Source organism: Saccharopolyspora erythraea (genome assembly GCF_018141105.1).
GTDB lineage: Bacteria > Actinomycetota > Actinomycetes > Mycobacteriales > Pseudonocardiaceae > Saccharopolyspora_D > Saccharopolyspora_D erythraea_A.
Window position 1 is genome coordinate 68,360 of sequence record NZ_CP054839.1, and the last position, 26,350, is coordinate 94,709.

A 26,350-nucleotide genomic window follows, 5' to 3' on the forward strand; every position below is an offset into this window, starting at 1 on the left:
GGCGCGCGCAAGCATTGCGTACCACTCGGGGAACGGCGAGAACCCGCGATGGCGTCTTTGCGAACTCGGGGTTTCCGCTCCGGTGCCGTATCAGGACGACGGCCGGTCAGGCGGCGGCAGCGCACAGGGCTGTCCTTTGTGGACGTAGTGCGCGCGGATGCCGGGCCGCTGGTCCAGCGCCAACTGGAAGTCCGACAACGGTGACTTCATCACCCCGTAGTCGTCGTAGTGGTCGGTGATCTCGCGCAGGTCCGGATGCAGGATCGTGTCCTCGCTCAGGTGGACCCGCATGGGCACCGCCCCGGCGAAGCCGTAGCAGCGCAGCCTGCGCGCGGCGTGGGCGGTGGTGAAGACCAGCAGGCGGTCCGGCCGAACCAGCCACGGCGCCTGCGGCGGCCGACCTCGACGGTCAGCCGGGAGGTCAACCGCAACGGCGGTGCCCACGGGGACCGCGCCGACCAGGCGCAGCTGAGAACAGCGCGGCCGGGTGGCCCTGCCGCCGAGCCCGGAGGGCCAGCACCATGATCGACGAGTCGCAGCGCTCCAGCGACAGCGGCGGGATGACCGCCGCCGAACTGCGGCGACCTGGCGCGGGCGGCGGAGCACTGGCGGGAGGTCCTCGCCGCGCGACGGGCCGACCGGTCGCCGTGAACGGCTGCCGGAGTTCGCCGCGCGCGTCTTCCGGCTTCTGCCGGTTCTCACGACGTTTCCGGCGCGAGGACGAAGAATTGCCTTGCTGGCAATGGGATTTTTCGGGCAGCCGCCTTTCGGGGCCGTGATGGCGCCTCTATCGTTCGAATCCACGACGACGTTTCTTTCGAATTCCTGTGCCGCGTCCTCGTCGCGGTCGGTAGTGTTACCGAAAATGCCGATGTCCTTCAGTGGAGACTCTGCGTGACCGCTGCCGGGACTTCTGCCTCGAAGGAACGGTCGGCGTCTCTCGCGGTCCGTTGTCGCGCCCGCGCGCGGCCGGAGAAGTGGTGACTCAGCGTTACCTGCCGGGGCGGTCGTCGGGTTGCCGCCAGAACGTTCCGGAAGAGCCCGCCGACCGGTCGAAAATCGTGCTCGAGGTGGGCCGGATGGCAATGACTTGCCGCCGGAATGGATGTCGCCGTGACGGTCTCACCGCTTCGCCGCGGCGCGGACGAGTTCCTCGATCCGGGTGTGCAGGTAGTCGAGCCAGTCGTCGTGCTCGGGTTTCATGAGCACGCTGCGCAGGATGCGGCCGGCTGCGACGTCGGCCTCGACCTCGTGGCCCCGCGCCGTGAGGGCGGGCCCGTCCACGCCATAGGTGGCCACGAATACCGACTCGGCGGCGGGCGCGGTCATGCCGGCCTCCAGCACCGCGGCGGAAAGGGCGTCGATCTCCGAGAGGCGCCCGGCGCGCGGCAGGTAGGTGACGATGTCCAGCTCGGGGCGCTGGTAGGGGGCCAGCACCGGCGACTCGGCGAGCAGGTCCGCCCAGCGCAGCGCGGCGCGGCGGCCCGGCCGCAGCACCCGGCCCAGCCCCTCGGGCGTCGGGGGCAGCAGCCGGAACGTCAGCCACAGCGCGGCGGCGGCCGCGCCGGCCCGCGAGCACTCCAGCGAGACCTCGCCCAGGTGGCGCTCCGCCGAGGTGAAGTAGGTGTACGGCGAGTCGTGCCGGTAGAAGCGTTCGACGGCCGGGTCGGCGAACAGCACCGCGCCGCAGCCGTAGGGCTGGAGCCCGTGCTTGTGAGGGTCGACGACCAGCGAGTCGCACGCGCCGAGCGCCCGGAACGGCGCCGAGGTCACACCGTCGGGGGAGTCGTCGGCGATGAGTGTGAAGAACCCGCCGTAGGCGGCGTCGACGTGCAGCCGCACCCCGTGGCTTTCGCGGAGCGCGAGGGCCTCGTGCACGGGGTCGACCGCGCCGAGACCGGTGGTGCCCGCGGTGAGGACCACGGTGCCGATGTCGTGGGTGCGCAGCAGTGATTCGAGCGCGTCGAGGTCCATGCGGCCCGCGTCGTCGGTGGGCACCGGCACCGCCTCGACGCCGAGCAGCCGGCACATGCGGGAGTGCGTGTAGTGCGCGTCGGCGCTGTGGGCGACCGCCCGCCCGGGGTGCGTCTCGCGGGCCACGTACAGGGCCTCGAGGTTGGCGATGGTGCCGCTGGTGGTCAGGTGGCCGAGGTGGTCCGGCCCGTACCCGAGCACGCCGGCCAGCCGGGCGACCACCTCCCGCTCCATGCGCGCGGTCGCAGGGCCGCCGTCGAGCGCGTGGTTGTTCGGGTTGACCAGCATCGCCACCAGGTGCCCAGCGACGGCGGCCGGGTGCGCGGGCTTGATCATCTGGCCTGCGTAGCGGGGGTGGAAGAACGGGTAGTTGTCGCGCAGCCGTTCGGCCAGCTCTGCGAACGCCGGGCCGAGCTCCTGGTCGGCGACCGCCGCCGCCGGGTGCGCGGTGTACTTCCCGAACTCCTCCTGCCAGCGCTCGACCTCCTCGACCGCGGTCGTGAGCCATCGGCGCAGATCCATGCTCTCTCCTCGCGATGTGGATTTATCATGAAAATGACGGGCAATTGTTAATTGCTCACCGGCGGGCCGCTATTATCCCCTCTGTGGCTGCGTGCTGTAGCTGCTCGGTCGAAAATTGATTCGCCACTGGCCGGCTGCCTCGGGGGCCACTAGATCATATTTCGGTGATCCTGCGCGCGGTAGTCGTCCCATTCGTTCATCGCCTCTGGTGGACGCCAGGGTCCTAGTGCCCGTGCGGGTGGCTCGAAGCCGAAAAATCAATGACGGACGGTGATTTCGATCGGTGTCCGACCATCCTCCGGGTAGGTTTCCGGTATCGCTTGTATGACCCCGAATGCGGGTTTAGGGTGGACGAGTCACCGGGGGATAACGGTGACTGCTCCGATCAACGGGAGTGATAACAGTGCGCGGATGAGTGGATCACCCGCATGTGCCCTCCGACCGCGGGGAATTGGGACGGGGGACTCCCACGAGAGCCCTGCGGAACCAATCGCGGCAGCGAGGGTGCGGACGATCGGAAATGATCGTTGACACCCGTCCAGGCCTGTGCACCGGTATGGGGGCGGGCCGGGCGCGGAGAAGCCTTCTAGGGAAACGGCCCACCAGGGCCGAGAGACCCGGAAAGCGAGAGATCGGAAATGAGAATCAGCACTGTGTTCTTCTCCGGCAAGAACCGCAACCACCACCGCGGTGGCTGGGGCTGGGGCAACGGCTGGGGCTGGGGCTGGGGCCACGGCTGGGGCTGGGGCCACGGCTGGGGCTGGGGCCACTGGGGCGGCTGGTGGGGCCGTTGGTGGGACTGCTGAGCGTCCCGCTCCCACGAGCTATCCAGCGATGAGATGAAGCGGCGTAGCTCCCACTCCCTGAGTGGGAGCTACGCGTGTCCTACGACGGTTGCGGGGTGAGAGAGTGCTGGGGGCGATGAGATGGCTGCTGCAACCAGCGGCGCCGGATTCCGAAGGGCTGGTCGAGGCCGCGCCGACGTTGCGCGTGCGGGAGGTGTTCGGCCGGTTCTGGCCGGACGCCCGCCCGTTCTGGGGCTGGATGGTGCTCAGCCTGGTGCTGGTGCTGCTGTCCCCGCTGCTGGACGGCGCGGCGATCTGGTTGTTCAAGATCGTCATCGACGACGTGCTGACCCCGCGCGACTTCGCGCTGTTCCCGGCGGTCGCCGCCGCCTACGCCGGGATCACGATCTTCGGCGGTGCGATCGACTTCGCCTCCTCCTACCTCACGGTCTGGATCGGCGAGAACTTCCTGCACCGGATGCGCACCCGGGTGTTCGCCCACCTGCACACGCTCTCGGTCGGCTTCTTCGACCGCAGGCGGCTCGGTGACACCATCAGCAGGCTCACCGGTGACGTCGGGGCCATCGAGAGCCTGGTGCTGTCGGGGATCTCGCAGACCGTCTCCTCGCTGGTCAAGGTCGTGGTCTTCGCCGGGGTGATCTTCTACCTCGACTGGCGGCTGGCCCTGGTGGCGCTGGTGGCGGTCCCGCTGTTCCTCTGGGTCGCCCGGTTCTTCTCCCGGCGCATCAAGATCGCGTCCCGCGAGGTGCGGGGGCGCAGCGGCTCCATCACCACCGTCGCCGAGGAGAGCCTCGGCAACGCCCCGCTCATCCAGGCCTACGGCCGCGAGCAGGCAGAGGTAGGCCGCTTCTACCGGCAGAGCATCGGCAACGTCCGCGCCGAGCTGGCGACCGCCCGCATCGGGGCGGCGTTCTCGCCGCTGGTCGACCTGGTCGAGGTCCTGGGCGTGATGGCGATCCTCGGCGTCGGTATCTGGGAGCTGGCGTCGGACCGCATCAGCCTGGGCGGGCTGCTCGCCTTCCTGGTGTACCTGTCGCAGCTCTACACGCCGGTGCGCAACCTCGGGCAGCTCGCCAACACCGTGTTCGAGGCGTCGGCCGGTGCCGAGCGCATCGCCGAGCTGCTCGACCAGAAACCGCACGTCCGGACGCCGGACAACCCGGTCCGGATCGGCCGGACCGAGGGGACGCTGAGCGTCGAGCAGGTCGGCTTCCGCTACCCGGACACCGGCGTCGACGTGCTGTCCGGGATCAGTTTCCAGGCGCTGCCGGGCACGACGACGGCGGTGGTCGGCGCCAGCGGTGCGGGCAAGTCCACGCTCACCAAGCTGCTGCTGCGCTTCTACGACCCGACCGAGGGCCGCATCCGGCTCGACGGCCACGACCTGCGCGAGCTGGACCTGAGCGAGCTGCGGTCCAACATCGCCATCGTGCTCCAGGAGACGCTGCTGCTCGACGGGACCATCGGCGAGAACATCCGGGCGGGCAAGGCCGACGCCGACGACCGCGAGGTGGTCGAGGCGGCCAAGGCGGCCGACGCGCACGAGTTCATCCTCGACCTGCCCGACGGCTACGACACCCGCGTCGGCCAGCGGGGCAGGCTGCTCTCCGGTGGTCAGCGCCAGAGAATCGCGATCGCGCGGGCGATGATCCGCGACGCACCGGTGCTGCTGCTGGACGAGCCGACGACGAGTCTCGACGCCGAGGCGAGCAAGCGCGTGCTCGGTCCGCTGCGCCGGTTGATGTCCGGGCGCACGACGATCGTCATCTCGCACAACCTGCTCACCGTCGCCGACGCCGACCACATCGTCTACCTCGACCACGGCGTGGTCGTCGAGTCCGGCACGCACGCCGAGCTGCTCGCCAACGACCGCGGCTACGCCAACCTCTACCGGCTGCACCACCCGGCGGAGGTGCGGCCCAACGGCTCCTCGAGCGGCAACGCCGAACGCTGGGTCCGGCCCTGACCGGGAACGAGCCCGGCCCCGACCGCTGTGGTCGGGGCCGGGCTCGTCTCCGCGGGTCTCAGGACGTCAGCGGAACCCGCTGCTGCCGCAGCGCCGGCATCTTCGACTCACCCCGCCGCAGAGCCAGTACCCGGCGCCGGCCCGTGTCGATGACCCGCATCGTCCTGCGTACCGCGGGAACCTGCGTCGCCCGGTGCAGCTGGTAGCGCCACGGCGGCTGCAGACCGTGCCGCGACGCCATCGCGTAGGCGAACGCCGTGGCGTCCCGGTCCAGGTAGTCGTCGGCGTGCTCGAACCACGCCATGCTGCTGCGCGCCGCCGCCTGCACCGGGCGCAGCGCCGCCCGGGCCAGCCGGTCGTACTCGTGCAGCGCGGCCGACACCGACTCGCCCTCGTAGAGGCACTGGGCGAGACCGATGGCGTCCAGCATCGCCAGCCGGGTGCCGGACCCGATGGTGAAGTGCGTCGTGTGCGCGGCGTCGCCCATCAACGCGATGTTGCCGTGGACCCAGCTCTGGTTGCGCACCTGCGTGAACCGCATCCACTGCGCGGGCCTCCCTCGCGACTGGCTGATCAGCCTGCGCCCGCCGAGCGGCCGTTCGAAGATCTTCTCCAGCAGCCGCACGCCGTCCTCCTCGGTGCGCGAGTCGAACCCCAGCGCCTCCCAGGTCTGCGCCGTGCACTCGACGATGCAGGTGCTGATCCCGGCGCTGGACGGATAGGCGTGGAACCAGATCCAGCCCGCCGGGGTCTCCTCGAACGCGAAGGTGAACCGGTCGAACACCTTGTCCGTGCCCAGCCAGATGTAGGGGTTGTTGCCCACATCGATCTGGGTGCCGAACTCCTGCTCGTGGGTTTGCCGGACCCGGCTGTGCACGCCGTCCGCACCGACGATCAGGTCGGCGTCGGCGAGCTCGGAGAGGTCCTCCACACCGTGCCGGTACCGCACGTCCACGCCCAGCGACCGCGCCCGGTTCGCCAGGACTTCCAGCAGCGCCGCCCGCCCGAGGCTGTAGCCGTAACCGCCGAGGTAGGCCGAGTCCTCGCCGCGGAGGCAGATCTCCTGCTCCTGCCACAGCGTGGAGGCCGCGCGCAGCTGCTGCCCGCTCTCCCGGTCGTTGCTGTAGAGCACGTCGAGCAGGTCGTCCCAGTACACGACGCCCCATCCGTAGGTCGCGCCCGGTGGATCACGTTCGATGACGCTGATGTCGTTGCCCGCGTCTCGCAGCTTCGCCGAGATGGCGAAATACAACCCGGCCGGCCCGGCCCCGACGCACTTGATCTTCATGCCCCCCGCACCTCCCATGTCGGCGGCGCCGGACAGGGCCGGCACCGCGGAGTGGGTCGCCACGGGCCCCGAACCGTGGACTGGGGCCCGCCTCGCCCCATGCTGCACCGCACGGGCCGGGGCCGCACGGCGCGGACCGGGAGTTATGCGGTGTCGCGGCGCAGGTGCGCGAGCAGGGCCGTGTCGTCTTCGGCATCGAGTTCGATGCCGAAGACCTCCGAAACCGCCTTGGGCACCTCGCCCGCCTCCAGCGTCTGCTTCTCGACCGAACCGTCCGGCCGGTGGGTGGTCAGCACCATCTCGTCGAGCACGTGCAGCACGCCCGGCTCCATCCGCTGCAACGCCACCCGCCCGACGAACGGCGAGTTCGGATGCGTGGACACGTAGTGGTTGCCCACCACGTAGTCGATGGCGTAGGCCGGGTTGAGCGGGAAGTGGTGCATGTCCTCCCACCCGTCGCCCGCCGGCCGCTGGACCTCCCACTCGCCGGTGCCGCCGTCGCGCGCGAGCCGGTGGGTCCAGCCGCCGTGCGACATCACGGTGCCGTCGGCGAACTCGATGGGCTGCAGCGGGCTGCTGCCGAAGCCGACGTCGCAGAGCCACCTCGCATCGGTGTCGGCGGTCGTCACCAGCGGCACCGCGTGGGTGGCGGGCCGCAGCTTGCCGCTGCCCAGGCTCACCCGGGAAAGCAGCCCGGTCACGCCGAAGCCGAGCCGCTCCGCGACCGCTGAGAACAGCCGGGCGTGCTCGAAGCAGTAGCCGCCCCGGGCCCGGCGGACCAGCTTGTCCTGCAGCGGGTCCAGGTCGAGCGGGAGGCCGCGGCCGAGCACGATCTCCAGGTTCTCGAAGGGAATCGAGGTCACGTGAGCGAAGTGCAGCGCGCGCAGCGTCTCGATGGTCGGCGACCGGTCGCCGCGGTAGCCGATCCTGGCGAGGTAGGCGTCCAGGTCGAGCCGTTCGCCTTCCCAGCCGCGGCCCTCGCGGTGCTTGCTCGTATCCATAGCTTCCTCCCTATATCCGGTAGTGAAGGTAGGACTTCGAGCGCGGTGGAACTCAACGGTGCGCGCCGCCCGGAACGCGGGAAGGCAAGAGATCTCGGTTACACCTGCGCCGCCGGGCGGCCGCTCGCGCCCGCGTTCCGCCTCCGGCGGGAGGAGCCCGTGCGCGAGCCGGGACGTCCCCGAGCAGCGTGGACGTTCCGAAGGGTCACCCGACGGTGGCTGCGAAATGACTCGAGACTGTGTCTTGGCGTCGCGCGGTGACTGTGCTGGGCTGTTGCCGTCACGACAGGAGGTACGAAATGGCGGGCAACAGCCGAGATGCCGGTCGTTCGGTCACGGCGCGTGCACTGAGCGTCCTGACGGCTTTCGACATCGACCACAGCCGGCTGACCCTGACCGCCATCGCCCGCCGCGCGGGCATCCCGCTGGCCACCGCGCACCGCCTGGTCCGCGAACTGGAGCACTGGGGCGCGCTGCACCGCGACTCCGAAGGGCGGTACTCGATCGGCCTGCGGCTGTGGGAGATCGGCCTGCTCTCGCCGGTGAACTCGACGCTGCGCCAGGTCGCCCTGCCGTTCATGCAGGAGCTGTGCGCCGCCACCCGCGACAACGTGCACCTGGCCGTGCGCGACGGCACCGAGGCCGTCTACGTCGAGAAGCTCACCGCGCACACCTCCGTGCCGATCGTCTCCCGCAGCGGCGGCAGGCTGCCGCTGCACGCGACCAGCGTCGGCAAGGTGCTGCTCGCCCACGCGCCCGCGTCGCTGCTCCAGGAGTGCTGCGAGCACGGTCTCTCCCGGCACACCCCCTACACGATCACCGAGCCCGGCAGGCTCGGACGTGAGCTGCAGGGCGTGCGCGCCCGGGGCTTCGCCCAGGCGACCGAGGAGATGAGCCTGGGCAACTGCTCGGTCGCGGTCCCGGTGCGCGACGCGACCGGCTCCGTCGTCGCCGCGCTCGGCCTGGTCGCGCACAGCGTGCGGGCCGAGGTGGTCAAGCTGGTGAAGCCGCTGCTGCCCGCGGCGGAGTCGATCCGGCAGCGGCTGCTGGAGAAGGACCCGGCCTCCGACGGCATGCTTTCACCCTGATTTCCCCGACGTCACCTGAATGGAGGATCGCCGGGCTGAAGTCGAGTTGTCGCTCATCGACCAGTCACCGACCGCTGCCGTCCGCCGGTCGCAGAAGCCGCCGCCGCACCGCCTGTGAAAGCCGCTGAGCTGTTTTAGTCATCGGTACCACCACGCCAGTGGCCTTCGCAGTGCATCGAGGGAGGCGGAAGACCGTGACCGGAACGCCGGGACGTACCGCGATCGACAACGAGATTCGGGTCTGCTCGGCCCACGTGCGGTCACCGCTGGACTTACCGTCCTCCATAGGCAAGCTGGCCGAGCAGTCGGTGCGCGTGCTGGGCTGGTCCGGCAGCCTGCTGCCGCCGCTGAAGCTGCTGGGCAGGCACGTCGTGCCGGTGGCCGACCTGGTGCCCGACGCGCACGCCGAGCGGCTCTGCCTGGGCAGCGAACCGGTGCTGGACCGGGCCGAGATCGCCACCTGGGTCTGGCCGGAGATGGACGGCAGGGTGCCGCCGCCCGCCGCCAGGGTCACCGGCGTGCTCGCCCCCGCCCGGCACTGGCGCAGCGCCCTGACCGCGGCCGTGCCCTTCGCGCGGTTCACCAACACCGCGATCGTCGTGCCGCGCAGCGTCACCGTCGCGCCGGACTTCATGTCCACCTGCCTGATCCGCGCGCGGCAGTTCGGCATCGGCGTGCTCTCCGCCGACGGCGAGAGCGTGCAGAGCGAGCTGGAAGGCCGTTGCTTCGACGACCAGCCGCCGGTGGAGCACACCGCGGTCTCGCGCTGGATCAACGAGGTCGTCTACCAGCAACTGCTGGCCGTCGAGGTCCCGGCCCCGACCCGCGGCTGACGCGCCGCGAGCGCCGTCCGGCGGCGCTCGCCGGAACGCCGTCGAGCGCGACCGGGCGAGCACCGAACTAGGGTTGTCGGCATGCGAGTCGCGATAGCTGGTGGACACGGTCAGATCGCCCGGCTGCTCGGTGCGGCGCTCGCCGCGCGCGGGGACTCCGCGCTCGGCCTGGTGCGCAACCCCGAACACGAAGCCGACCTGCGCGCCGACGGGATCGTGCCGGTCGTCGCCGACCTGGAGCAGATCGGCACCGACGAACTCGCGAGGTACCTCGAGGGCTTCGACGCCGCGGTGTTCGCCGCCGGGGCCGGCCCGGGCAGCGGCGCGCAGCGCAAGGACACAGTGGACCGCGCGGCGTCGGCGCTGCTGGCCGACGCGTGCGAACGCGCGGGTGTGCGGCGCTTCGTCCAGGTGAGCGCGATGGGCACCGAAGGCCCGTACCCGCCCGACATCGGCGAGGTCTTCGCCGCCTACCTCGACGCCAAGGGCGCGGCGGAGCAGGACCTGCGCGAGCGCGACCTGGACTGGACGATCCTGCGGCCCGGCAGGCTGACCGACGACGCCCCGACCGGACGGGTCCGCATCGGCGCGTCGGTGGCGAGGGCCGAGATCACCCGCGCCGACGTCGCATCGGTCGTCATCGCGCTGCTCGACGAACCGGCATCGGTCCGCAAGGTCCTCGAAGCGGTCAACGGCGACACCCCGATCCCCGACGGCGTGCGGGCGGCCGTCGCCTGACGCTCACGCGCCGAGAACGCGGTCCAGGTAGGGGTTTCCGAACGCGCCGCCCGGGTCGACGGCCTTGCGCACCCGCAGGAAGTCGTCGAACCGCGGGTAGCGCGAGCGCAGCGCCGCGGCGTCGAGACGGTGCATCTTGCCCCAGTGCGGGCGCCCGCCGACCGAGGCGACGATCGACTCGAACGTCTCGAAGTAGTGCCGGTAGGGCATCCCGACGAACTGGTGGATGGCGACGTAGGCCGGCCGGCGCCGGTACGCGGTGGACATCCACACCTCGTCGGCGGCGGCGACCCGCACCTCGATCGGGAACATCACCGGGTGTTCGAGCGTGCCCACGGCCGAGCGCAGCTCGCCGATCACCGCACCGAGCTCCTCCACCGGCACCGCGTACTCCGACTCCACGAACCGCACGTCGCGCCGGGTCACGAACACCCGGTGCGAGCGGTCGCTGTAGGACCGGGCCGAGAGCACCGCGCCGGAGAGCCGGTTGAACGGGCGCACGGCCGCCGGGATGCGGCGGCCGATCCGGCACAGCGCGCCGAACAGCCGGTTCTCCACGATCTCGTACTCGACGAAGTGCCGCAGCCTTCCCAGCGGTTCCGGGCTGGTCCCGGCCGGCAGCCGGTTGTTGCGCTTGACCAGCGTGTTGGAGCTGTGCGGGAACCAGTAGAACTCGAAGTGGTCGTTGTCCCGCGCCAGCTCGTCGAACCGCTCCAGCACGCTGTCGAGACGCTCGGGGTGCTCGTCGGCGCTGAGGTCGAAGGCGGGCACGCAGCGCAGCGTCACGGTGTGGATCACGCCCAGCGCGCCGAGGCCGACCCGCGCGGCGGCGAACAGCTCCGGGTCTTCGGTAGCCGAGCAGCGGCGCAGCGAGCCGTCGGCCAGCAGCAGCTCCATCGCCTCGACCTGGGTGGCCAGGCCGCCGAGCTCGGCGCCGGTGCCGTGGGTGCCGGTGGAGATCGCCCCGGCGACGGTCTGCCGGTCGATGTCCCCGAGGTTGGCCATGGCCAGTCCGAGCTCGTCGAGCTCGCGGTTGAGCCGGTGCAGGGGCGTGCCGGCGCGGACGGTCACCAGTTCGCCGTCGACGCCCACCACGCCGGACCAGTGCGACAGGTCGAGCGCAACGCCGCCGTCGTCGGGCGCGCCGACCCCGGTGAAGGAGTGCCCGGTGCCGAGCGGGCGGACGCGCAGGCCGGCCTCGACGGCGGCCCGGATCTCCGACGCGGCCGCTTCGGCGTCGCGCGGTGCCGCGACCCGTGCCGGGTCGGCGGTCTCGGTGGCCGCCCAGTTCGTCCATCTGGTCACTGCGAGCCCTTTCCGGATGACACTCGGTGGGGAGAAATTATGTGAATATGATTCACATAACAAGGGTTGTCGGCCTACCGTGTGAAACGTGCTCAAGGCGCTCCCCGAGTCGCGACGACTCGACACGGCCACCCGCGAACTCGACCCGCCGTTCGCGGTGGCCGACCTCGCCGCGTTCCACCGCAACGCCGCCGACCTGGTGCGACGTGCGGCGGGACGACCGGTGCGGGTGGCCACCAAGTCGGTGCGATGCCGGGAACTGCTGCGCAGGACCCTGAAGACGCCCGGCTTCGCCGGCCTCATGTGCTACAGCCTCGCCGAGGCGCTCTGGCTGCACGGCGACGGCCTCAGCGAGGACGTCCTGGTCGCCTACCCGACGGCCGACCGGGCAGCGCTGCGCGAGCTCGCCGCACGTCCGGCGGCCGCGGCCGCCATCACGATCATGGTCGACTCGGTCGAGCACCTGGACCTGGTCGACGCCACCGCCGGAACGCGCCGCCCGGACATCCGGGTGTGCCTGGACGTCGACGCCTCCTGGCGGCCGCTGCCCGCCCTGCACGTCGGCACCCGGCGCTCGCCGGTGCACACCGCCGAGGACGCCCGGCGGCTCGCCGAGGCGATCGTGCGCCGAGCGGGGTTCCGGCTCGCGGGCCTGATGGCCTACGAAGGCCAGATCGCCGGGGTCGGCGACGCCCCGCCCGGCAACCCGCTGCGCGGGGCGGGGGTGCGGTGGATGCGGCGCCGGTCCGCCGCCGAGCTCGCCGGACGCCGGGCCGAGATCGTCACCGCGATCCGGGAACTGGCCGAGCTGGAGTTCGTCAACGGCGGCGGCACCGGCAGCATCGAGACCACCACCGCCGAGTCCGCCGTCACCGAGGTCGCTGCCGGGTCCGGGCTGGTCGGGCCGACCCTGTTCGACGCGTACCGGTCGTTCCGGCCGGAGCCCGCCCTGCTGTTCGCGCTGCCCGTCGTGCACCGCCCCGGCGGCCGGGTCGCGACGGTGTTCGGCGGCGGCTACATCGCGTCCGGGCCGGTCGGCGCCGACCGCGCACCGACCCCGTACCTGCCCGCGGGGTTGAAGCTGACCGCCGTCGAAGGCGCGGGCGAGGTGCAGACGCCGGTCGCCGGGCCCGCCGCCCGGCGGCTGCGCCTGGGCGACCGGGTCTGGTTCCGCCACGCCAAGGCCGGCGAGCTCGCCGAGCGGTTCAACGAGTACCACCTGGTCGAGGGCGACCGGGTGGCGGACTCGGTGCCCACCTACCGCGGGGAGGGCAGATCCTTCGGTTGATCATCGGGCAGCCGGTTGGCCAGGTAGCCCCGGACCAGCTCCCGCGCCTCGGTGACCAGCGTCGGGTCGCCGCCGGGGTCGCGGCGGAAAGCCAGGTGCAGCACCGCGTCGGCGGCCTCCACCGCCACCGACAGCGGCAGCATCAGCTCGGCGGCGTCCAGGTCGAACTCGGCGGCGATCAGGGAGGTCAGCTTCTCGGCGATGACAGTGTTGTTGTCCTTGCTCGCGTCGAGCAGCCGCAGGTCCACGACGTCGCCGAAGTGCAGGCGGCTGAATCCGGGAACCTCGCGGTGCATGGTCATGTAGACGTCGAAGACGGCGTCCACGGCGTCCCACCAGTGCGCCATCTCGACGCCCTCGAAGCGCGCCGAGACAGTGCGGACGAAGCGGTCCAGGTTGCGGAGGGTCAGCTCCTGCACCACGGCGCGTTTGTCGGGGAAGAACTGGTAGAGCGAGCCGACCGCCACGCCCGCCCGCTCGGCGATCAGCGTCGTCGACAGCCCGTCGTAACCGACCTCGTCGATGAGTTGGGCACAGGCTTCGAGCATCTTCTCGACCCGCTGGGCGCTGCGTTGCTGAACCGGCTTGCGGCGCAGGGGCGCTACTTCGGTGGGCAAGGCGACTCCTTGATCATGTTCTTGACCATCTTGCCGACCACGACCGTGACTCTCTTTCAGGGGAGCCCTTCCATCGTCGCCGAGGGGCGGAGCCCGGCGGTCTGGTGCACCGGGACCCGGCTGTCCCGATGCTTCAAGTCTCTCGTTCCGGCACTGTTCGCGCCCTGCGGACATGCCGAAACCTATATCAGCCGGTCGGGTGTTTCACCCGCCAACGCCTTGACCGCGACCGCGGAGCCGTTCCGCAGGTGTCGAGCCGCTTTCGCCGCCCGCGCGGGGCCGGAGCGGCCGGGAGGGCATATGCATTCGGTCACGTTGCCAGTGCGAACGGTCACTATCTAGCGTGTTCGAGTCTTCTCGGTCCGCGACAGAAGGGTCATCGTGGGTAACTGCGGCGCCGCCTCTCGATCTTCCGGCCCCCCTCGTGCTGTGCTCATGCGTAGGACACCGGCCGGGGCCACCCGGCAAGCGCCGCCCGGCCCGCGGCTCGCGGCCGCCCGGGCAGGCTCGCGGCGCGCCCGGTGACCGCGTCGCAGGCCCTCGCCCGCCGGGGGGCACCGACACGAGGAGAGCGCCCGTTGGACGGTTGGCGTCGACGGGACCTGTGGTCCCCGTTGGCGGTCGCGGAGGCCAACGCCATGCTTCGCGACGGCGCCTACGGGCTCCGGGTCGAGCCGGCACCGTGGCGGCTGACCGGACCCGGCGCAGGCGTCGGGCTGCCGCTGGGTGACGAGCCGACCTGGGGCGACCTGTACCGCGCGTTGGTCAGGTTGCGGCGGACCCGGCGAACGCACGATCCGGCCTGGCTGCACCGGTTGACCCGGACGCTGTCGGGCGAGGTGCCCGCCGCGGGCGCGACCCGCTGGGTCGTGGTGCCTCCGGGACGGCTGGAGCGGCTGACGGCCGGCTGCGGCACCGACCTCCGCCACTTCCTCGCCCCGCTGGTGGCGTCGGACGGCTCGACGCTGTTCCCCGCCACCGGCGGCGGGGTGGAGCGACCGGACCTCGTCGTCGACGACAACGGCGGGGTGATCACCGTCCGGGGCGAGGCCGGCCCGCCGGTCCGGTTGCGCGCCACCGACCTCGGTGCCGCGCGCAGCCAGCTGAGCAACTGGTCCGCGCTGGCGGCCGCGGTGGAGTCCGACCCGGTGCTGCGGATGCACTGCGCCGCGCAGGCCGTACCGGGGGCACTGGCCGACGCCGACTCCGCGCTGCTGCTGCAGGGCATCGAGCCCTCGCCGAGACACCCCGGGCATCCCGGCGGCACCGTCGTCGCGGGTCTGCCCGCACTGCTGCGTCCGACCGCCGGCGGCCGGGCCGGGCTGCTGCGGATGGTGATCGAGAACCGCTTCGAGCACCGGGAGGACGAGCTCGGCTACTTCCTCGACCACCTGGTCCGGCCGCTGCTGCGGACGTTCCGCCTGGCGCTCGACGACCACCGGCTCGCGTTGCTCTCGCTGGACCCCGACGGTGCCGGGTTCGAGCTGTCGACGGAGTTACAGCTCACCGGACGCGCGGTGGTCACCGACCTCGGCGAGGTCCGGCCGGAGCCGACCGGGGCCGAGGTCACCGCGGCCGCCGACGGGCTCACCCGCACGCTCGACGAGCTGACCGCCGGTTTCGCCGCGATCGGCTTCGCGGGCGGACGGCACCGGCACGAGGCGGTGCGAGCGGCGGTCGAGGAGGTGACGGCGGAGGAGCTGCGGTTCCTGCGGCCGCGCACGGCCGAGCTGCTCTCCGGCGACCACGGCCTGCGCGACTTCGCGCACAGCGTGCCGGAGGACCAGGACCGGGTGCTCAAGGAAGTGCTGCGCGTCGTCGAGGAGCGCACGCGCAAGCGGCGCTGGGACCGCGATTTGCCGCAGCCCGTGGTCGTCATCGACCTCGACATGTGCGGGATCGTGCCGCTGCGGCGGACGCTCGACGCGGCCCGCGCGGTCTGCGGACCGCGCCCGGGTGCGCCCGAGGGCATCATCGAGCTCGCCCGGCCGGGTTCGCTGCCGGTGCTGCCCAACTTCTCCGAATCGGCCTGGGACAACTTCGTCGACCTCAGCGGGCTGGGCCGCAAGTACCCGGCGGTGGACTGGCGGCAGGTGCACGCCGAGTTCTTCCACGCGTTCTCCCGGCCCTGGGAGCGGCTGCGGACCGACACCGTCAGCCCCGGCCTCGCGCGGTTCGTGTGGGACGTCCACGACGGCGGCGGCCGCGTGGTGTTCTGCACTGGCCGCCGCGAACGCGTGCGCGCCCAGACCGAGGAGGTGCTCGCGGCGGCGGGCGTGCCGGAAGCGGCGCTGCTGTGCATGCCCGACGACCGCACCAGGCCGATCTCCGAGCTGAAGGCGGAGAAGCTGCGCGAGCTCGGCGACATCGACGTCGTCGCGGTCTTCGACGACCTGCTGCGCAACCGCGTCGCGCTCACCGGGGAGTTCGCCGGGGCCAGGGCGGTGGCGGTGGAGATCCCGGGGATGGCCACCGAACGGCGGCCGGGGCAGCAGGCCGGCGACCAGGCGCCGGTGATCTCGACGTTCGAGACGATCCCGCGCCGTGCCGCACCGAGCCTGTCCAACACGCACTCGCTGGAGGAGCTGCAGATCGGCGCCATGCGGCGCAACCGGCTCTCGCGCGACTGGGCGGTGCACCTCAGCGAGCGGGAGACGCTTTCGCTGGTCGGTTCGGTGCTCGCCGACGCCGACCGCTCGGCGGCCAGGACCGCGCGCGGTGCGCGCGTGAAGTTCGGTCTCGACCAGGGCGAGCCCGGGTTCGAGCAGGTCATCCGGGCGCTGCACCACGTGTTCACGCGCAAGCAGTTCCTCAAGGGCTCGCGGTCGAACTACCGGTGGGAGGACATGCTCCGCGACGCCGGCCCGTTCGTCTCCCGCGACCAGCCGCTGGAGATCGTGCTGCTGGGCTTCCCGGTCAAGCAGTGCCTGAACCGGCTCAAGGCGTTCGGTCCGCTGCCCGACCTCGCCGAGCTGGGCGGGCTGGCGCGGCTGCGGGAGCTGCGGAACGCGGTGCGGGCGGTCCACCCGCCCGGCGTGCACTTCAACATCCTCACCGACGGCAGGCACTTCCGGCCCCGCCCCGCCGCCATCACCGACGCCTACAGCCGCAAGCTGCGCGAGTACGTGCGGCTGGTCGGCATCGACGACTGCACGACGGTCGAGGAGATCGACACCGTCGCCCGGCAGCGGCTCGGCCCCGACCTGCCCGCTCGGCGCTCGGCGCGGCTCGCGCGGTACCGCGCCGAGATCTACCAGGTGCTCCAGGGCTTCGACATCACCGCCAACCCGCTGCGCACGCTCGACGAAGTCGATCAACGGGTGTCCAGGATGGACGGAGAGCTGGGCGAGGCCATGCGCCTTTTCCGGGAGATGCTGATGTCGGTGGTGTACTCGGTGCCGGTGACCGCACCGGCCGGCGTCGACCGGCTCACCTGGTCGACGCTGGTCTACGCCGACCTCTACAACCCGGCCGACCCGGCGGTGCCGGAGCAGGTCCGGCGGGCGCGGGCCGCGGTGCTGAGCCGGGCGTGGCACACCGTCGTCCGCTACGTGGCGACGCTGCGGGTGGACGAGGCACTCGGCTACGAGGATCTGTTCCCGGACCGGGTGCGGCTGACCGTCAGCGCGGCCCGTCCCGGCCGCTGCGGCTTCACCTACCTCGGCGGGTCGGGCCTGCTGCCGTGGCAGGGCACCGGTGTGCTCGACCCCCGCGGGCACGTGGCCGTCGACTTCGCGATCGCCGTGCTGGACCAGGGTTTCGTCCCGGTGTACTCACCGCTGCTCGGACCCCGCCAGCCCTGGATGATGGTCCCGGCGCAGCACACCAGGCCGTCGGCGTCCGGCGGGCTGCGCCTGGACGACGCCCTCGCCGAACGCGTCCGCCTGCGGCGCAAGTAGCCCGCACGGCCGAACGGCCCCGGCACAAGCGAAAGGCCCCGGTACTCGTCCGGGGAAACGAGTGCCGGGGCCTTTTTCACACTCCGCGTCCGGGTCGGGGAGGACGGATGCGGAGAGGCTTGGAAATCCGCGAACCGGTACCGGTCGGGGGAGGGGAGTGCTTCGGCACCGGTCCGCGGATGTCTGCGGTCCGCCCGGCCTGGCGGCCGTCGGCGGAGTTCCACTGTGGAGTTGGAGGTCGATGTGGTGGCCGACGACCGCGATGCCGAGGTCGGGGGTTCACGACGTCCACGTTCGTCGGCCACCACGAGGCGGTTTCTCGGTCTGGTTCCGGGTCGGGGAGGAGGATGTTGCTTCCGGGACCGAGACCGCCGGCTTTACGGCACCGGCGCCACCTCGCGCAGAGCGTGCGCGGGGCGCAGGTGCCGTGCGGGACGAGGCGCCAGGGCGCCGCTCACCAGGTGCTCGTAGGCCGAGCGCCACACCGTGCAGGGTGCCTTGCACGGGCGCCAGCGGCTCGAGCACTCCGGGCAGTTGCCCTTCTCGTCGGCGTCGTGAGCGGAGAGCAGCGTGCGCCACCCCTCGGTCAACCGAGGAAGCTCGGAGCGCGCCACGGCGAGCAGGGAAGGGGCGTCCGCGCGGTTCGCCAGCTCGGAGAGCACGTCGAGCCGCTCCCACACCGCGTTGCGCAGCACCTGTCCCAGTATCTCGTCCACCGCAACCTCACCGTCACTTTCTCGCCTGCTCAGCGGCGGCCCGCAGCGCGGTGCTCAGCTCACCGGCTCCGCCGGTGGAAAGCACTGCGGTCTCGCCTGGCGGTCCGACGAGAACCACCTTGTCCCGGTTCACCAGCACGGTGAGGTCCCGCGGCGCGTTGGTCGCGTCCCGACAGTGGAACCGCCACCACCTGGTGCGGTCGCCCGCACCACCGGAGGACTCGGCCGGACCGGCCGGGTCTCCCTGCTGCTCGGTGCTGTCCACGGTCGTTGGGGTTCCTCTCCGTACCCGGTTGCTTACCCACGACTAGATTGATGCGAGTCGGGCCACTTCGCCTAGTCGGTAGGCGACGACCGGGCCGACGGCGACGACGAGCGGTCGGCGGACTTCACCCCCGCCGATCACCTCCGACGAAGAGCACTTCACCGACTTGCGGGAGTGCCCTTACTCTGCGACCAACGCCCGTCAGTGCGTGAGGGGGTCCAAATGAACATCATCGGTTCGAGCGGCTCGCCCGTTACACCCGACGTGTGGAACGAGCGACCGATGCGAGACGCCCTGGCGAACCGGAACATCAGCGAGGTCTACAAGCAGCTTCGCAGGCACGGTGTTTCGCAACGCCAGATCGCGGCCTCCACCGGGCAGTCGCAGTCCGAGGTGTCCGAGATCCTCAAGGGTCGGCAGGTCATGGCATACGACGTGCTGGCCCGCATCGCAGACGGGCTGGGAATACCGAGGGGGTACATGGGCCTCGCCTACGACGGGGCGACGGCAGTGAGGGTCGCTAACTCGACCAGCGACTCCCAGGCTGAGGAGGACGAGTCGGTGAAGCGTCGGAAGTTTCTGTCCCATGCCGCGGCTGTCACCATGGGTGCGGCCGTCTTCGGCGCCGAGGAGAGCAACTGGGTGCCCGCAAGCGCCCAGACGCCGGCCCCGGCCCGCATCGGCATGACCGACGTGCAACAGATCCAGGCCGCGACGAAGGCGTTGCGAGACCTCGACTACCGCTACGGCGGAGGTACCTGTCGCGACGCGGTGGTCGCCCAGCTCTCATGGGCGCAGCAACTGCTCGAGGCCACGGCGACCGACCAGGTGCGCAGGAAGCTGTTCGTGTCGCTGGCCGACATGCACAGCCTGGCCGGTTGGACCTCGTTCGACACCGGCCTGCTCGACCCCGCCCGCGGGCACTTCGGCAAGGCGCTGGAGTTCGCCAAGCAGGCCGAGGACGACAGCCTGGTGGCGAGCGTGCTCTACCGGATGGGCCGGGTCTACCTGCACTACCAGGAGCCCAACGAGGCCCTGAAGTTGTTCCAGCTGGGCCAGATCGCGGCCCAGGAGTCCGGCTCGGCGCTCACCGTGGCCGTGCTGTGCGCCAACGAGGCGTGGGCCTACGGCATGCTCAACAAGCCCGACCAGGTGCAGAAGATGGTCGGGCGCACCAAGGACGAGTTCGCCAGGGCCGACGTCAACGACGCCCCGGACTGGGTCCGGTTCTTCACCGAGAACGATCTGCACGGCATGATCGGCTCCGCCAACGACGCGCTCGCCGTGTTCGACCCGGACCGCTATGCCCCGATCGCGGTGGCCGAGACCATCAAGTGCAACGAGGCCTACGGCGCGGACATGCAACGCACCCACGTGTTCGGGCTCAGCCTGCAGGCCACCAACCACATCCGGGCCGGTGACCTGCAGCAGGGCATCAAGGTCGGCAGGACCGCGCTGGCGATCGGCGAGAAGGTCAAGTCCGCCAGGGTCTCCGACCGGCTGCGGCCGCTCGAGCTGGAGGCGGGAAGGCACCGGATGAACTCCGACGCCCGCGACCTCTCCGAGGAGATCCGGCGGTTCCGCGAATTGTGAGGGCCGGAGCTCGCCGGGCGGACGCCCCCGGCGGCGGCGCGGGCGGTCCCGCGCCGCGCCGGGGGCAGGCGGCCGGGGCTCCGCCCGGGCAGGCATCGGTTGGCTGATGATGAGTTTCCAGACACGCTCCATGGAGGACGGCCGGTACACCCGGCCCAAGCTGGCGCTGGCGCTGGCCGAGATATGCGCCGCGGTCGGGCTCGACTCGCGTGACGCGCGGCTGCTCCGGTTCGTCAACAACGGGGTTTTCCTGCTCGAACGAGAGCAGGTGATCGTGCGCATCGTCCTCGCGCCTTCTTTTTCATATCGTGCTGTCAACGTTGTCGAGGCCGCGCGGTGGCTCGCCGAGCACGAGGTGCCGGCGGTGCGGCTGCTGCCGGGCATCCGGCAGCCGGTCCGCGTCGGCGGGCATCTGGCGACGTTGTGGCGTTCGGTTCCCGACACCGGTGCGCGGCCGACCGGCGCGCACCTGGGCCGGCTGCTGCGCAAGGTGCACTCGCTGCCGCCACCGACGACGCTGCCGGAGTGGCGGCCGATGGAGGACGTCCGGCGCAGGCTCTTCGACGCCGAGGACCTCGACTCCGACGACCGGTACTTCCTGGAGCAGCGGTGCGACGACGTCGAGCAGCGGCTCGACGCCCTGCGCTTCCCGCTGCCGCGCGGCGTGATCCACGGCGACGCCCACCTCGGGAATCTGATCGTCACACCTGGCGGTCCGGTGCTGTGCGACCTGGACTCGCTGTGCGTAGGCCCGCCGGAGTGGGACCTGACCCCGATGGCCGTGGGACGCCTGCGCCTGGGACATCCGCCGGAGCGCTACGAGGAGCTGGCGCGCGCCTACGGCTTCGACCTGCTGGCGTGGGAGGGCTTCCAGGTGCTGCGCGACCTGCGCGAACTGAAGATCACCGTCAGCGTGCTGCCGATCCTGCGCAGCAATCCCGGCATCCGCGGCGAGCTGCGCCGCAGGCTCCGCACGATGCGGGCCGGTGACGTCACTGCGCAGTGGGCGCCCTACAACTAGTGGATGACAGCGCCTCGCACTTTCGTACGTTCGGGCGAACTTGTTCGACACGCTCATGTCGTTTAGTGATTCTGGGAGACAGATTCACCTTTTTGCATGTAAACCAGAAGTGGCTAGAGCTGTCAGGCGACCGGACGGGCTGTCGATGGAGATCGCGAACATGAGGCGGGCGAAGCTGGTCCCGAGGTGGCGCGGCAAGCGGGCGCTGCGCTCGGCGCAGGTGCTGGACGACGTGGTGAACGCTCAGGTCGCGCTGCTCCCGCAGCTCTCGCCGGAGGCCAGGCAGCGCAGTGCCGACCACCTGGCGGAGATGGTCATGCTCGGCCAGGCGTACCGGCACTACGCGGCGGGCTGGATCAGCAGGCGCGAGCTGGAGCGCCGCGGCAAGGCCGCGTTGCGCCGGATGGAGTCAACCAAGCGGCCACCTTTGGAGCAACTCACCGAACGTGAGTGACCGTTCAGCGACAGTCGCGATTTTTCGCATCGCGGAATAATTCCTGGTGAACCGCACAGGACTTCGCCCGCGCCGAACGTCAGCGATCTTGGTCGGCCGACCGGGCCCGGGCGGTCGCGATGTATCCGGGGTTGCCGGCGCGCAGTCCGTGCAGCCCGACCAGCGCTCCTGACCCGTCGACCATCGTGTGACCGGGGTGCGGGTCGCCGTGCCGGGCAGCCGTCGGCAGGCGATCAGGTCAGCGGCGCGGATCTCCCAGGCCGGCAACGCGACAGCCGGCCCCGGGACACGCGCTCGATCATGATCAACAGCGTATTCCGCCGGTCCACCGGTTTCCAGCCACGATTTGCCTCCGCGCGACGAGTGGCGGGGTAGGTCCTCCCCGCGGCGGGTGGTGGGGCATAGGCGCCCCACCACCCGCGCGGCTCAGCTCTTGCCGGTGGGCCTGCCCATCCGCAGCGCGAGCGTCAGGCCGACGCCGACCAGCACGACCGCACCGAGGACCCACGGCCAGACCGGCATGCCGCCGGAATCGGCGGACTGCTGCTCCTGCTGGGCCTGGGGCGGCTGGGCCGGCGTGCCGCCACCAGGCTTGGTCAGCGTGAAGGTGACCTTGCCCGGCACCGGATGCCCGTCGGCGGACAGGATCCGGTAGCCGATGGTGTAGGTGCCCGCCGGGCCGAGCTGCCGCACCGGTGCGGTGACCGACGTGCCGTCGACCTGCACCGCGCCGTCGGTCCAGTACGTCCCGTCCGGTCCGACGACGTTGACGGTGTTGTAGCCCTCCCCGGCCCGGACCGGCTGGTCGAAGGTCAGCCGCACCTGCTGCGGGCCGACCTCCAGTTGCGCCCCCTCGGTGGGGTCGCTGCCGATCAGCACGTTGTGGGCGAGGGCGGTGCCTGCGCCGCCGAGCAGAGCGGTGAGCGACAGCGCCGCGACCGCGATGAGCCGCCTCATGACCTGGCCTTCCTGCCCCGCGCGAGGGCGCCGATGCCGATTCCCAGCGCGAGGGCTCCGACGCCCAGGCCCGCCCCGCCCAGGTAGCGGGCGGTGTCGTCGGCGGCGGACTGGGCGGCGTGCGCGGGCTCGGCCTGCTCTCCCGTGCCGGGCTGGCCGTGCTGGCCGTGACCGCCTTCGGAGTCCTCGACGAGCTCCAGCGTCGGCGCCGGGTGCTCGGGTTCCTCACCGCCGGGCGGCGTGGGGGCGTCCCACCGGACGACCTCGCCGTTGTCGTAGGTCTGCTCGGTGGGCAGCAGGAGCTGGTCGGTGTCGGTGGGCAGCGTGCCGAGCGTCGCCTCGAACTCGTCGAACTGGTCCGGGGCGATCCGGGTGCCCGGCTGCGCGGTCCAGGTGATGGCCGACACCGCATCGGCCACCGACGCGCCGGCCACCTCGACCGGCTGCGGGAGGGTGACCTTCTCCACCTGCGCGGTCCAGCCCGGCATCGGTTTGGTGCGGACCGAGCTGAGCGGGTGGTCCAGCGGCAGCGTCACCCGGATCTTCACCGTGCCCGAGCCGTCTCGCTCGTTGGGCACCCGGAAGGCGACCTTGGCGTGGCCGCCCTTGGCGGCCTCGCCGTCCGGGTTGACCGAGACGTGCGCGGAGGCGGTGCCCGCCGAGGCGAGCGCGACGATCCCGACCACCGCGGCCGAGGCCGCCGAACGGGATAGAACTCTTTTTACGGACTTGGAGGACATAAGGGGACGAAACTCCTGGTCATGCGGATGGCCGCACGCTTTCGCGCGTGCGGGTGAAGTGACGAATCGACAACGATCGGGTGGCTCTAACGCCACCTGATCACCAGGAGTGCGCGGGCGGCCCGCGCAGCGGATGCCGCCGCAGGTGCGCCTGGTGCGGCGGGATGCGAACCGGGCGCGCGGGCATGCGAACGGTGCCCGATTTAGTGACCGTGAGTAGTCGTGGCTGGCTGGGGGGCAGGAACAGGCCGAGGACACGCGCGACTACGAAGAGTGCATGCTCCGCGCGGGCCAGCAGCACGGCCGTCAGCAGCGCCGCCAGCGCGTGTCCCGCCGACATCCCCAGCGGGTCGAACGGTGCGGCGAGGTGCCCCGGAGTGCCCTGGTGAGAGCCCGCTAGCTGGAGAAATACGTGAAGTGCCAGTTGGGCGACGCCCAGGGCCCCTACAATGCTCGGCAACCCCCGCCTGCGACCGGCGAGTGCCACACCGGCTCCGGACAGCAACACGGTGATCAAAGCGGTCGTGCCCGGATCGGGCAACGAGCCGCCAGATGACATGTGCGCTGCTACGGAAAGTGACGCCGAAGTGATGGCCAGACCGGCACCGCGGAGGACGCGAAATGCGCCCTTCGCCGGTGTCAACTGGACCGTCACAGCGGTCAAGTCTAGGTGTCGGTTCGGCCACGCCGACCGCAGGTGAGCTTGCCTTGGTCCCCCGTTTGGGTCACGGTCTATGGGTTGCAGACGGTGGTCAGGATCGATCCCGTACGAGCAGTGGGAGACGGGTGCGAGGTTCCTGGCCGCCGTAACTGACGACGGAGAGGAGGGGGCGTCGAGCAGTCGGCGCCGATACCTGTGTCGACCGATACGCAGCAAGGAAGCGGTGGCCCGCCCCCGGGCCCCCACTCGACGGAACTACCAGGTCAGCCGAATTTCGCCGACCACCCGCGCACCGACTGGGTGGTCTTCGGCGTCACCGCCGCGATCATGTTCGGTCTGGTCTCCTGGGGTGTGCTCGGCACCGACTCGCTGAGCACCAGCGCGCAGGCGGCCTTCGACTGGATGATGTCCAACCTCGGCTGGGGCTTCGTCCTGGCCGCGACCGGTTTCGTCGTGTTCGCCCTGTTCCTGGCCTTCAGCCGGTACGGACGGATCCCGCTGGGGCAGGACGGCGAGAAGCCGGAGTTCAGGACGGTCTCCTGGATCGCGATGATGTTCAGCGCCGGTATGGGCATCGGTCTGATGTTCTACGGCGTCAGCGAGCCGCTGTCGCACTTCGTCGAACCGCCGCCGGGCAGCGTCCCGGGCGGGACCGACGAGGCGGTCAAGACCGCGATGGCCACGTCGTTGTTCCACTGGACCCTGCACCCGTGGGCGATCTACGCCGTCGCGGGTCTGGCGATCGCCTACAGCAGCTTCCGCCGCGGGCGCAAGCAGCTGATCAGCGCGGTGTTCCTGCCGCTGATCGGCAAGCGCAACGCCGAGGGGCCGATCGGCAGGCTGATCGACATCCTCGCGCTGTTCGCCACGCTGTTCGGCTCCGCCGCCTCGCTTGGTATCGGAACCCTGCAGATCAAGAGCGGCATGCAGGCCGCGAACTGGATCGGCGACACCGGCACCACCATCCTGGTGGTCATCATCGCGGTCCTGACCGTGTGCTTCATCGCCTCGGCGGTCTCGGGTGTGGCCAAGGGCATCCAGTGGCTGTCCAACATCAACATGGTGCTCGCCGCGCTGCTGGCGGTCTTCGTGTTCGTGGTCGGCCCGACCGTGTTCATCCTGAACCTGCTGCCCACCACGCTGGGCTCCTACCTCAGCGACTTCGGTGAGATGGCCTCCCGCGCCGGTGCGACCGGCGGTGCGGACATGCTCGACTGGCTGTCGAGCTGGACCGTCTTCTACTGGGCGTGGTGGATCTCCTGGACGCCCTTCGTCGGCATGTTCATCGCCCGCATCAGCCGGGGCCGCACCATCCGCCAGTTCATCGGCGGCGTGCTGCTGGTCCCCAGCGTGGTCAGCCTGGTGTGGTTCGCCATCTTCGGTGGCGCGGCCATCAACACCCAGCAGGCCGGCCAGCCGGTGTACGGCGACGGCTCGGCGGAGGCGCAGACCTTCGACGTGCTGGCGCACATGCCGCTGACGCTGGTCACCTCGGTGCTCGTCATGGTCCTGGTGGCGATCTTCTTCGTCTCCGGCGCCGACGCCGCCTCGGTGGTCATGGGCACGCTGTCCCAGCGCGGTTCGATCGAGCCGAGCAAGTGGGTCGTGATCTTCTGGGGTGCGGCCACCGGTGCCGTCGCCGCGATCATGCTGGTGATCGGCGGTGGGCAGGAGACCGCGCTGAAGGGCATCCAGAACCTGACCTTCATCGGTGCGCTGCCCTTCGCGATCATCATGGTGCTGATGTGCGTCGCGCTGATGCGGGACCTGCGCAGCGACCGGATCACCCTCCGCGAGGAGAAGGGTGCCGAGGTCCTGGAGCAGGCCGTCATCATCGGTACCGAGGAGCACGACGGCGACTTCCAGCTGGAGGTCGCACCCGCCGAGCCGACCGAGAACGGCGACGAGGACGGGGACGACGCGGACTCCAAGGCGAAGTCCGCGAGCGGAAGCGACTAGTCCTGTGGGTTTCCTGGACTACGTCGCCTCAAGGTGGCAACAGCTGCTGGTGGACTCCTACCAGCACGCCAGCATGGTGGTGCAGTGCATCGTGCTGGCGACGATCGTCGGCGTCCTGGTCGGGGTTGCGGTCTACCGCAGCCCCGCCGGGGCGGCGATCGCCACCGCGCTGTCCAGCGCGGTCCTGACGATCCCGTCGTTCGCGCTGTTCGGCCTGCTGCTGCCGTTCCTCGGGCTGGGCGTGGCGCCGTCGGTGGTGACGCTGGTCCTGTACGCGCTGCTGCCGATCGTGCGCAACACCATCGTCGGGCTGTCTACAGTCGACCAGCCGATCCTGGACGCCGCCCGCGGCATCGGCATGAGCCGGTTCGGGGTGCTCACCAGGGTCGAGCTTCGGCTGGCCTGGCCGGCGATCCTCGCGGGCATGCGGGTCAGCACCCAGATGCTGATGGGCATCGCGGCCATCGCCGCCTACGCCAAGGGCCCCGGGCTCGGGAACCTGATCTTCAGCGGTCTCTCCCAGCTCGGCGGTGCCAACGCGGTGAACATGGCGCTGGCGGGGACCCTCGGCGTGATCGTCCTCGCGCTGCTGCTGGACGCGATCTTCGTGCTAATCGGGCGCCTGACCACATCGAGAGGTATTCGTGGCTGACAACGAC

At 71.0% G+C, this 26,350-nt stretch carries 23 protein-coding genes; 12 read left to right on the forward strand and 11 right to left on the reverse strand.

The annotated features are described in order from the left end of the window. Positions 1-90: 90 nt before the first annotated feature. Positions 91-444, reverse strand: a complete 354-nt coding sequence (locus tag HUO13_RS38290) for a hypothetical protein (protein ID WP_432757809.1) — start codon at positions 442-444, stop codon at positions 91-93. A gap of 678 nt (positions 445-1,122) precedes the next feature. Continuing rightward, entirely contained in the window at positions 1,123-2,496 is a 1,374-nt protein-coding gene (locus HUO13_RS00260; protein ID WP_211899526.1) for a pyridoxal phosphate-dependent decarboxylase family protein, read from the reverse strand. A 638-nt stretch (positions 2,497-3,134) separates the two neighbouring features. Here HUO13_RS00260 and HUO13_RS00265 point away from each other — a divergent pair. Beyond that, a complete protein-coding gene (locus HUO13_RS00265; RefSeq protein WP_211899527.1) occupies positions 3,135-3,302 on the forward strand; it encodes a hypothetical protein in 168 nt (55 codons plus the stop codon). Between the two features lie 88 nt (positions 3,303-3,390). After that, positions 3,391-5,268 (forward strand): ABC transporter ATP-binding protein, encoded by a 1,878-nt coding sequence (locus tag HUO13_RS00270; RefSeq protein WP_249124357.1) that lies wholly within the window; start codon positions 3,391-3,393, stop codon positions 5,266-5,268. 58 nt (positions 5,269-5,326) lie between these two features. Here the strand turns inward: HUO13_RS00270 and HUO13_RS00275 are convergent, their stop codons facing one another. Then, positions 5,327-6,556, reverse strand: coding sequence for an FAD-dependent monooxygenase (locus tag HUO13_RS00275; RefSeq protein WP_211899528.1), 1,230 nt, complete (start codon positions 6,554-6,556; stop codon positions 5,327-5,329). A gap of 143 nt (positions 6,557-6,699) precedes the next feature. Continuing rightward, complete coding sequence (locus tag HUO13_RS00280) at positions 6,700-7,557, reverse strand: arylamine N-acetyltransferase family protein (RefSeq protein WP_211899529.1); 858 nt, start codon at positions 7,555-7,557, stop codon at positions 6,700-6,702. Between the two features lie 299 nt (positions 7,558-7,856). On the opposite strand from HUO13_RS00280, the gene HUO13_RS00285 reads away from it, so the two are divergent. The 3 genes from HUO13_RS00285 to HUO13_RS00295 all read left to right on the forward strand — a co-directional run bounded on the left by HUO13_RS00285 (position 7,857) and on the right by HUO13_RS00295 (position 10,216). Continuing rightward, positions 7,857-8,645 carry an IclR family transcriptional regulator gene (locus tag HUO13_RS00285; RefSeq protein WP_211899530.1) on the forward strand — a complete coding sequence of 263 codons (789 nt, stop codon included), beginning with the start codon at positions 7,857-7,859 and terminating at the stop codon, positions 8,643-8,645. Between the two features lie 194 nt (positions 8,646-8,839). Continuing rightward, positions 8,840-9,478 (forward strand): hypothetical protein, encoded by a 639-nt coding sequence (locus tag HUO13_RS00290; protein ID WP_211899531.1) that lies wholly within the window; start codon positions 8,840-8,842, stop codon positions 9,476-9,478. A gap of 81 nt (positions 9,479-9,559) precedes the next feature. Further along, positions 9,560-10,216, forward strand: a complete 657-nt coding sequence (locus HUO13_RS00295) for an NAD(P)H-binding protein (protein ID WP_211899532.1) — start codon at positions 9,560-9,562, stop codon at positions 10,214-10,216. 3 nt (positions 10,217-10,219) lie between these two features. Here the strand turns inward: HUO13_RS00295 and HUO13_RS00300 are convergent, their stop codons facing one another. Further along, on the reverse strand, positions 10,220-11,521 hold the full coding sequence (locus HUO13_RS00300; protein ID WP_211899533.1) for a D-arabinono-1,4-lactone oxidase: 1,302 nt from the start codon (positions 11,519-11,521) through the stop codon (positions 10,220-10,222). An 88-nt stretch (positions 11,522-11,609) separates the two neighbouring features. Here HUO13_RS00300 and HUO13_RS00305 point away from each other — a divergent pair, with 88 nt between their 5' ends. After that, complete coding sequence (locus HUO13_RS00305; RefSeq protein ID WP_211899534.1) at positions 11,610-12,809, forward strand: amino acid deaminase/aldolase; 1,200 nt, start codon at positions 11,610-11,612, stop codon at positions 12,807-12,809. Here HUO13_RS00305 and HUO13_RS00310 read toward each other — a convergent pair. Beyond that, positions 12,779-13,426: a TetR family transcriptional regulator gene (locus tag HUO13_RS00310; protein WP_211899535.1), complete on the reverse strand. Its 648-nt coding sequence runs from the start codon at positions 13,424-13,426 to the stop codon at positions 12,779-12,781. The genes HUO13_RS00305 and HUO13_RS00310 overlap by 31 nt on opposite strands. A gap of 578 nt (positions 13,427-14,004) precedes the next feature. Here HUO13_RS00310 and HUO13_RS00315 point away from each other — a divergent pair. After that, on the forward strand, positions 14,005-17,325 hold the full coding sequence (locus HUO13_RS00315; RefSeq protein WP_211899536.1) for an L-tyrosine/L-tryptophan isonitrile synthase family protein: 3,321 nt from the start codon (positions 14,005-14,007) through the stop codon (positions 17,323-17,325). Between the two features lie 377 nt (positions 17,326-17,702). Here HUO13_RS00315 and HUO13_RS00320 read toward each other — a convergent pair whose 3' ends face one another. Then, positions 17,703-18,041 (reverse strand): hypothetical protein, encoded by a 339-nt coding sequence (locus HUO13_RS00320; protein ID WP_211899537.1) that lies wholly within the window; start codon positions 18,039-18,041, stop codon positions 17,703-17,705. Positions 18,042-18,054: 13 nt separating this feature from the next. Next, positions 18,055-18,306, reverse strand: coding sequence for a hypothetical protein (locus HUO13_RS00325; protein WP_009949878.1), 252 nt, complete (start codon positions 18,304-18,306; stop codon positions 18,055-18,057). A gap of 282 nt (positions 18,307-18,588) precedes the next feature. Between HUO13_RS00325 and HUO13_RS00330 the strand changes: the two genes are divergently transcribed. The 3 genes from HUO13_RS00330 (at position 18,589) to HUO13_RS00340 (ending at position 21,374) form a co-directional block, all read left to right on the forward strand. Further along, complete coding sequence (locus HUO13_RS00330) at positions 18,589-19,899, forward strand: helix-turn-helix domain-containing protein (RefSeq protein ID WP_249124358.1); 1,311 nt, start codon at positions 18,589-18,591, stop codon at positions 19,897-19,899. Positions 19,900-20,029: 130 nt separating this feature from the next. Further along, entirely contained in the window at positions 20,030-20,920 is an 891-nt protein-coding gene (locus HUO13_RS00335; RefSeq protein ID WP_211899539.1) for a phosphotransferase enzyme family protein, read from the forward strand. A gap of 160 nt (positions 20,921-21,080) precedes the next feature. After that, the gene (locus HUO13_RS00340) at positions 21,081-21,374 is read left to right on the forward strand and encodes a hypothetical protein (RefSeq protein WP_231849891.1); all 294 of its coding nucleotides are present in this window, start codon (positions 21,081-21,083) and stop codon (positions 21,372-21,374) included. Positions 21,375-21,800: 426 nt separating this feature from the next. Here the strand turns inward: HUO13_RS00340 and HUO13_RS00345 are convergent, their stop codons facing one another. The 3 genes from HUO13_RS00345 to HUO13_RS00355 all read right to left on the reverse strand — a co-directional run bounded on the left by HUO13_RS00345 (position 21,801) and on the right by HUO13_RS00355 (position 23,630). Then, positions 21,801-22,331, reverse strand: a complete 531-nt coding sequence (locus HUO13_RS00345) for a copper resistance CopC family protein (protein WP_211899540.1) — start codon at positions 22,329-22,331, stop codon at positions 21,801-21,803. Then, entirely contained in the window at positions 22,328-23,071 is a 744-nt protein-coding gene (locus HUO13_RS00350) for a YcnI family copper-binding membrane protein (protein WP_211899541.1), read from the reverse strand. The genes HUO13_RS00345 and HUO13_RS00350 overlap by 4 nt, the downstream gene beginning before the upstream one ends. 100 nt (positions 23,072-23,171) lie before the next feature. Then, the gene (locus HUO13_RS00355) at positions 23,172-23,630 is read right to left on the reverse strand and encodes a hypothetical protein (RefSeq protein WP_211899542.1); all 459 of its coding nucleotides are present in this window, start codon (positions 23,628-23,630) and stop codon (positions 23,172-23,174) included. Between the two features lie 429 nt (positions 23,631-24,059). Here HUO13_RS00355 and HUO13_RS00360 point away from each other — a divergent pair, with 429 nt between their 5' ends. Both HUO13_RS00360 and HUO13_RS00365 read left to right on the forward strand, forming a co-directional pair. Further along, on the forward strand, positions 24,060-25,691 hold the full coding sequence (locus tag HUO13_RS00360; protein ID WP_211899543.1) for a BCCT family transporter: 1,632 nt from the start codon (positions 24,060-24,062) through the stop codon (positions 25,689-25,691). 4 nt (positions 25,692-25,695) lie between these two features. Continuing rightward, on the forward strand, positions 25,696-26,343 hold the full coding sequence (locus HUO13_RS00365; protein ID WP_211899544.1) for an ABC transporter permease: 648 nt from the start codon (positions 25,696-25,698) through the stop codon (positions 26,341-26,343). Positions 26,344-26,350: the final 7 nt, after the last annotated feature.

What these genes read in the sequence shown, in the direction of transcription:
- HUO13_RS00280 (WP_211899529.1), bottom strand. Translation starts at nt 7,557, where the DNA reads ATGGATACGAGCAAGCACCGCGAGGGCCGCGGCTGGGAAGGCGAACGG.
- HUO13_RS00275 (WP_211899528.1), bottom strand. Translation starts at nt 6,556, where the DNA reads ATGAAGATCAAGTGCGTCGGGGCCGGGCCGGCCGGGTTGTATTTCGCC.
- HUO13_RS00360 (WP_211899543.1), top strand. Translation starts at nt 24,060, where the DNA reads ATGTTCGGTCTGGTCTCCTGGGGTGTGCTCGGCACCGACTCGCTGAGC.
- HUO13_RS00330 (WP_249124358.1), top strand. Translation starts at nt 18,589, where the DNA reads ATGCGAGACGCCCTGGCGAACCGGAACATCAGCGAGGTCTACAAGCAG.
- HUO13_RS00335 (WP_211899539.1), top strand. Translation starts at nt 20,030, where the DNA reads ATGGAGGACGGCCGGTACACCCGGCCCAAGCTGGCGCTGGCGCTGGCC.
- HUO13_RS00285 (WP_211899530.1), top strand. Translation starts at nt 7,857, where the DNA reads ATGGCGGGCAACAGCCGAGATGCCGGTCGTTCGGTCACGGCGCGTGCA.
- HUO13_RS00260 (WP_211899526.1), bottom strand. Translation starts at nt 2,496, where the DNA reads ATGGATCTGCGCCGATGGCTCACGACCGCGGTCGAGGAGGTCGAGCGC.
- HUO13_RS00340 (WP_231849891.1), top strand. Translation starts at nt 21,081, where the DNA reads ATGAGGCGGGCGAAGCTGGTCCCGAGGTGGCGCGGCAAGCGGGCGCTG.
- HUO13_RS00295 (WP_211899532.1), top strand. Translation starts at nt 9,560, where the DNA reads ATGCGAGTCGCGATAGCTGGTGGACACGGTCAGATCGCCCGGCTGCTC.
- HUO13_RS00265 (WP_211899527.1), top strand. Translation starts at nt 3,135, where the DNA reads ATGAGAATCAGCACTGTGTTCTTCTCCGGCAAGAACCGCAACCACCAC.
- HUO13_RS00355 (WP_211899542.1), bottom strand. Translation starts at nt 23,630, where the DNA reads ATGTCATCTGGCGGCTCGTTGCCCGATCCGGGCACGACCGCTTTGATC.
- HUO13_RS00345 (WP_211899540.1), bottom strand. Translation starts at nt 22,331, where the DNA reads ATGAGGCGGCTCATCGCGGTCGCGGCGCTGTCGCTCACCGCTCTGCTC.
- HUO13_RS00350 (WP_211899541.1), bottom strand. Translation starts at nt 23,071, where the DNA reads ATGTCCTCCAAGTCCGTAAAAAGAGTTCTATCCCGTTCGGCGGCCTCG.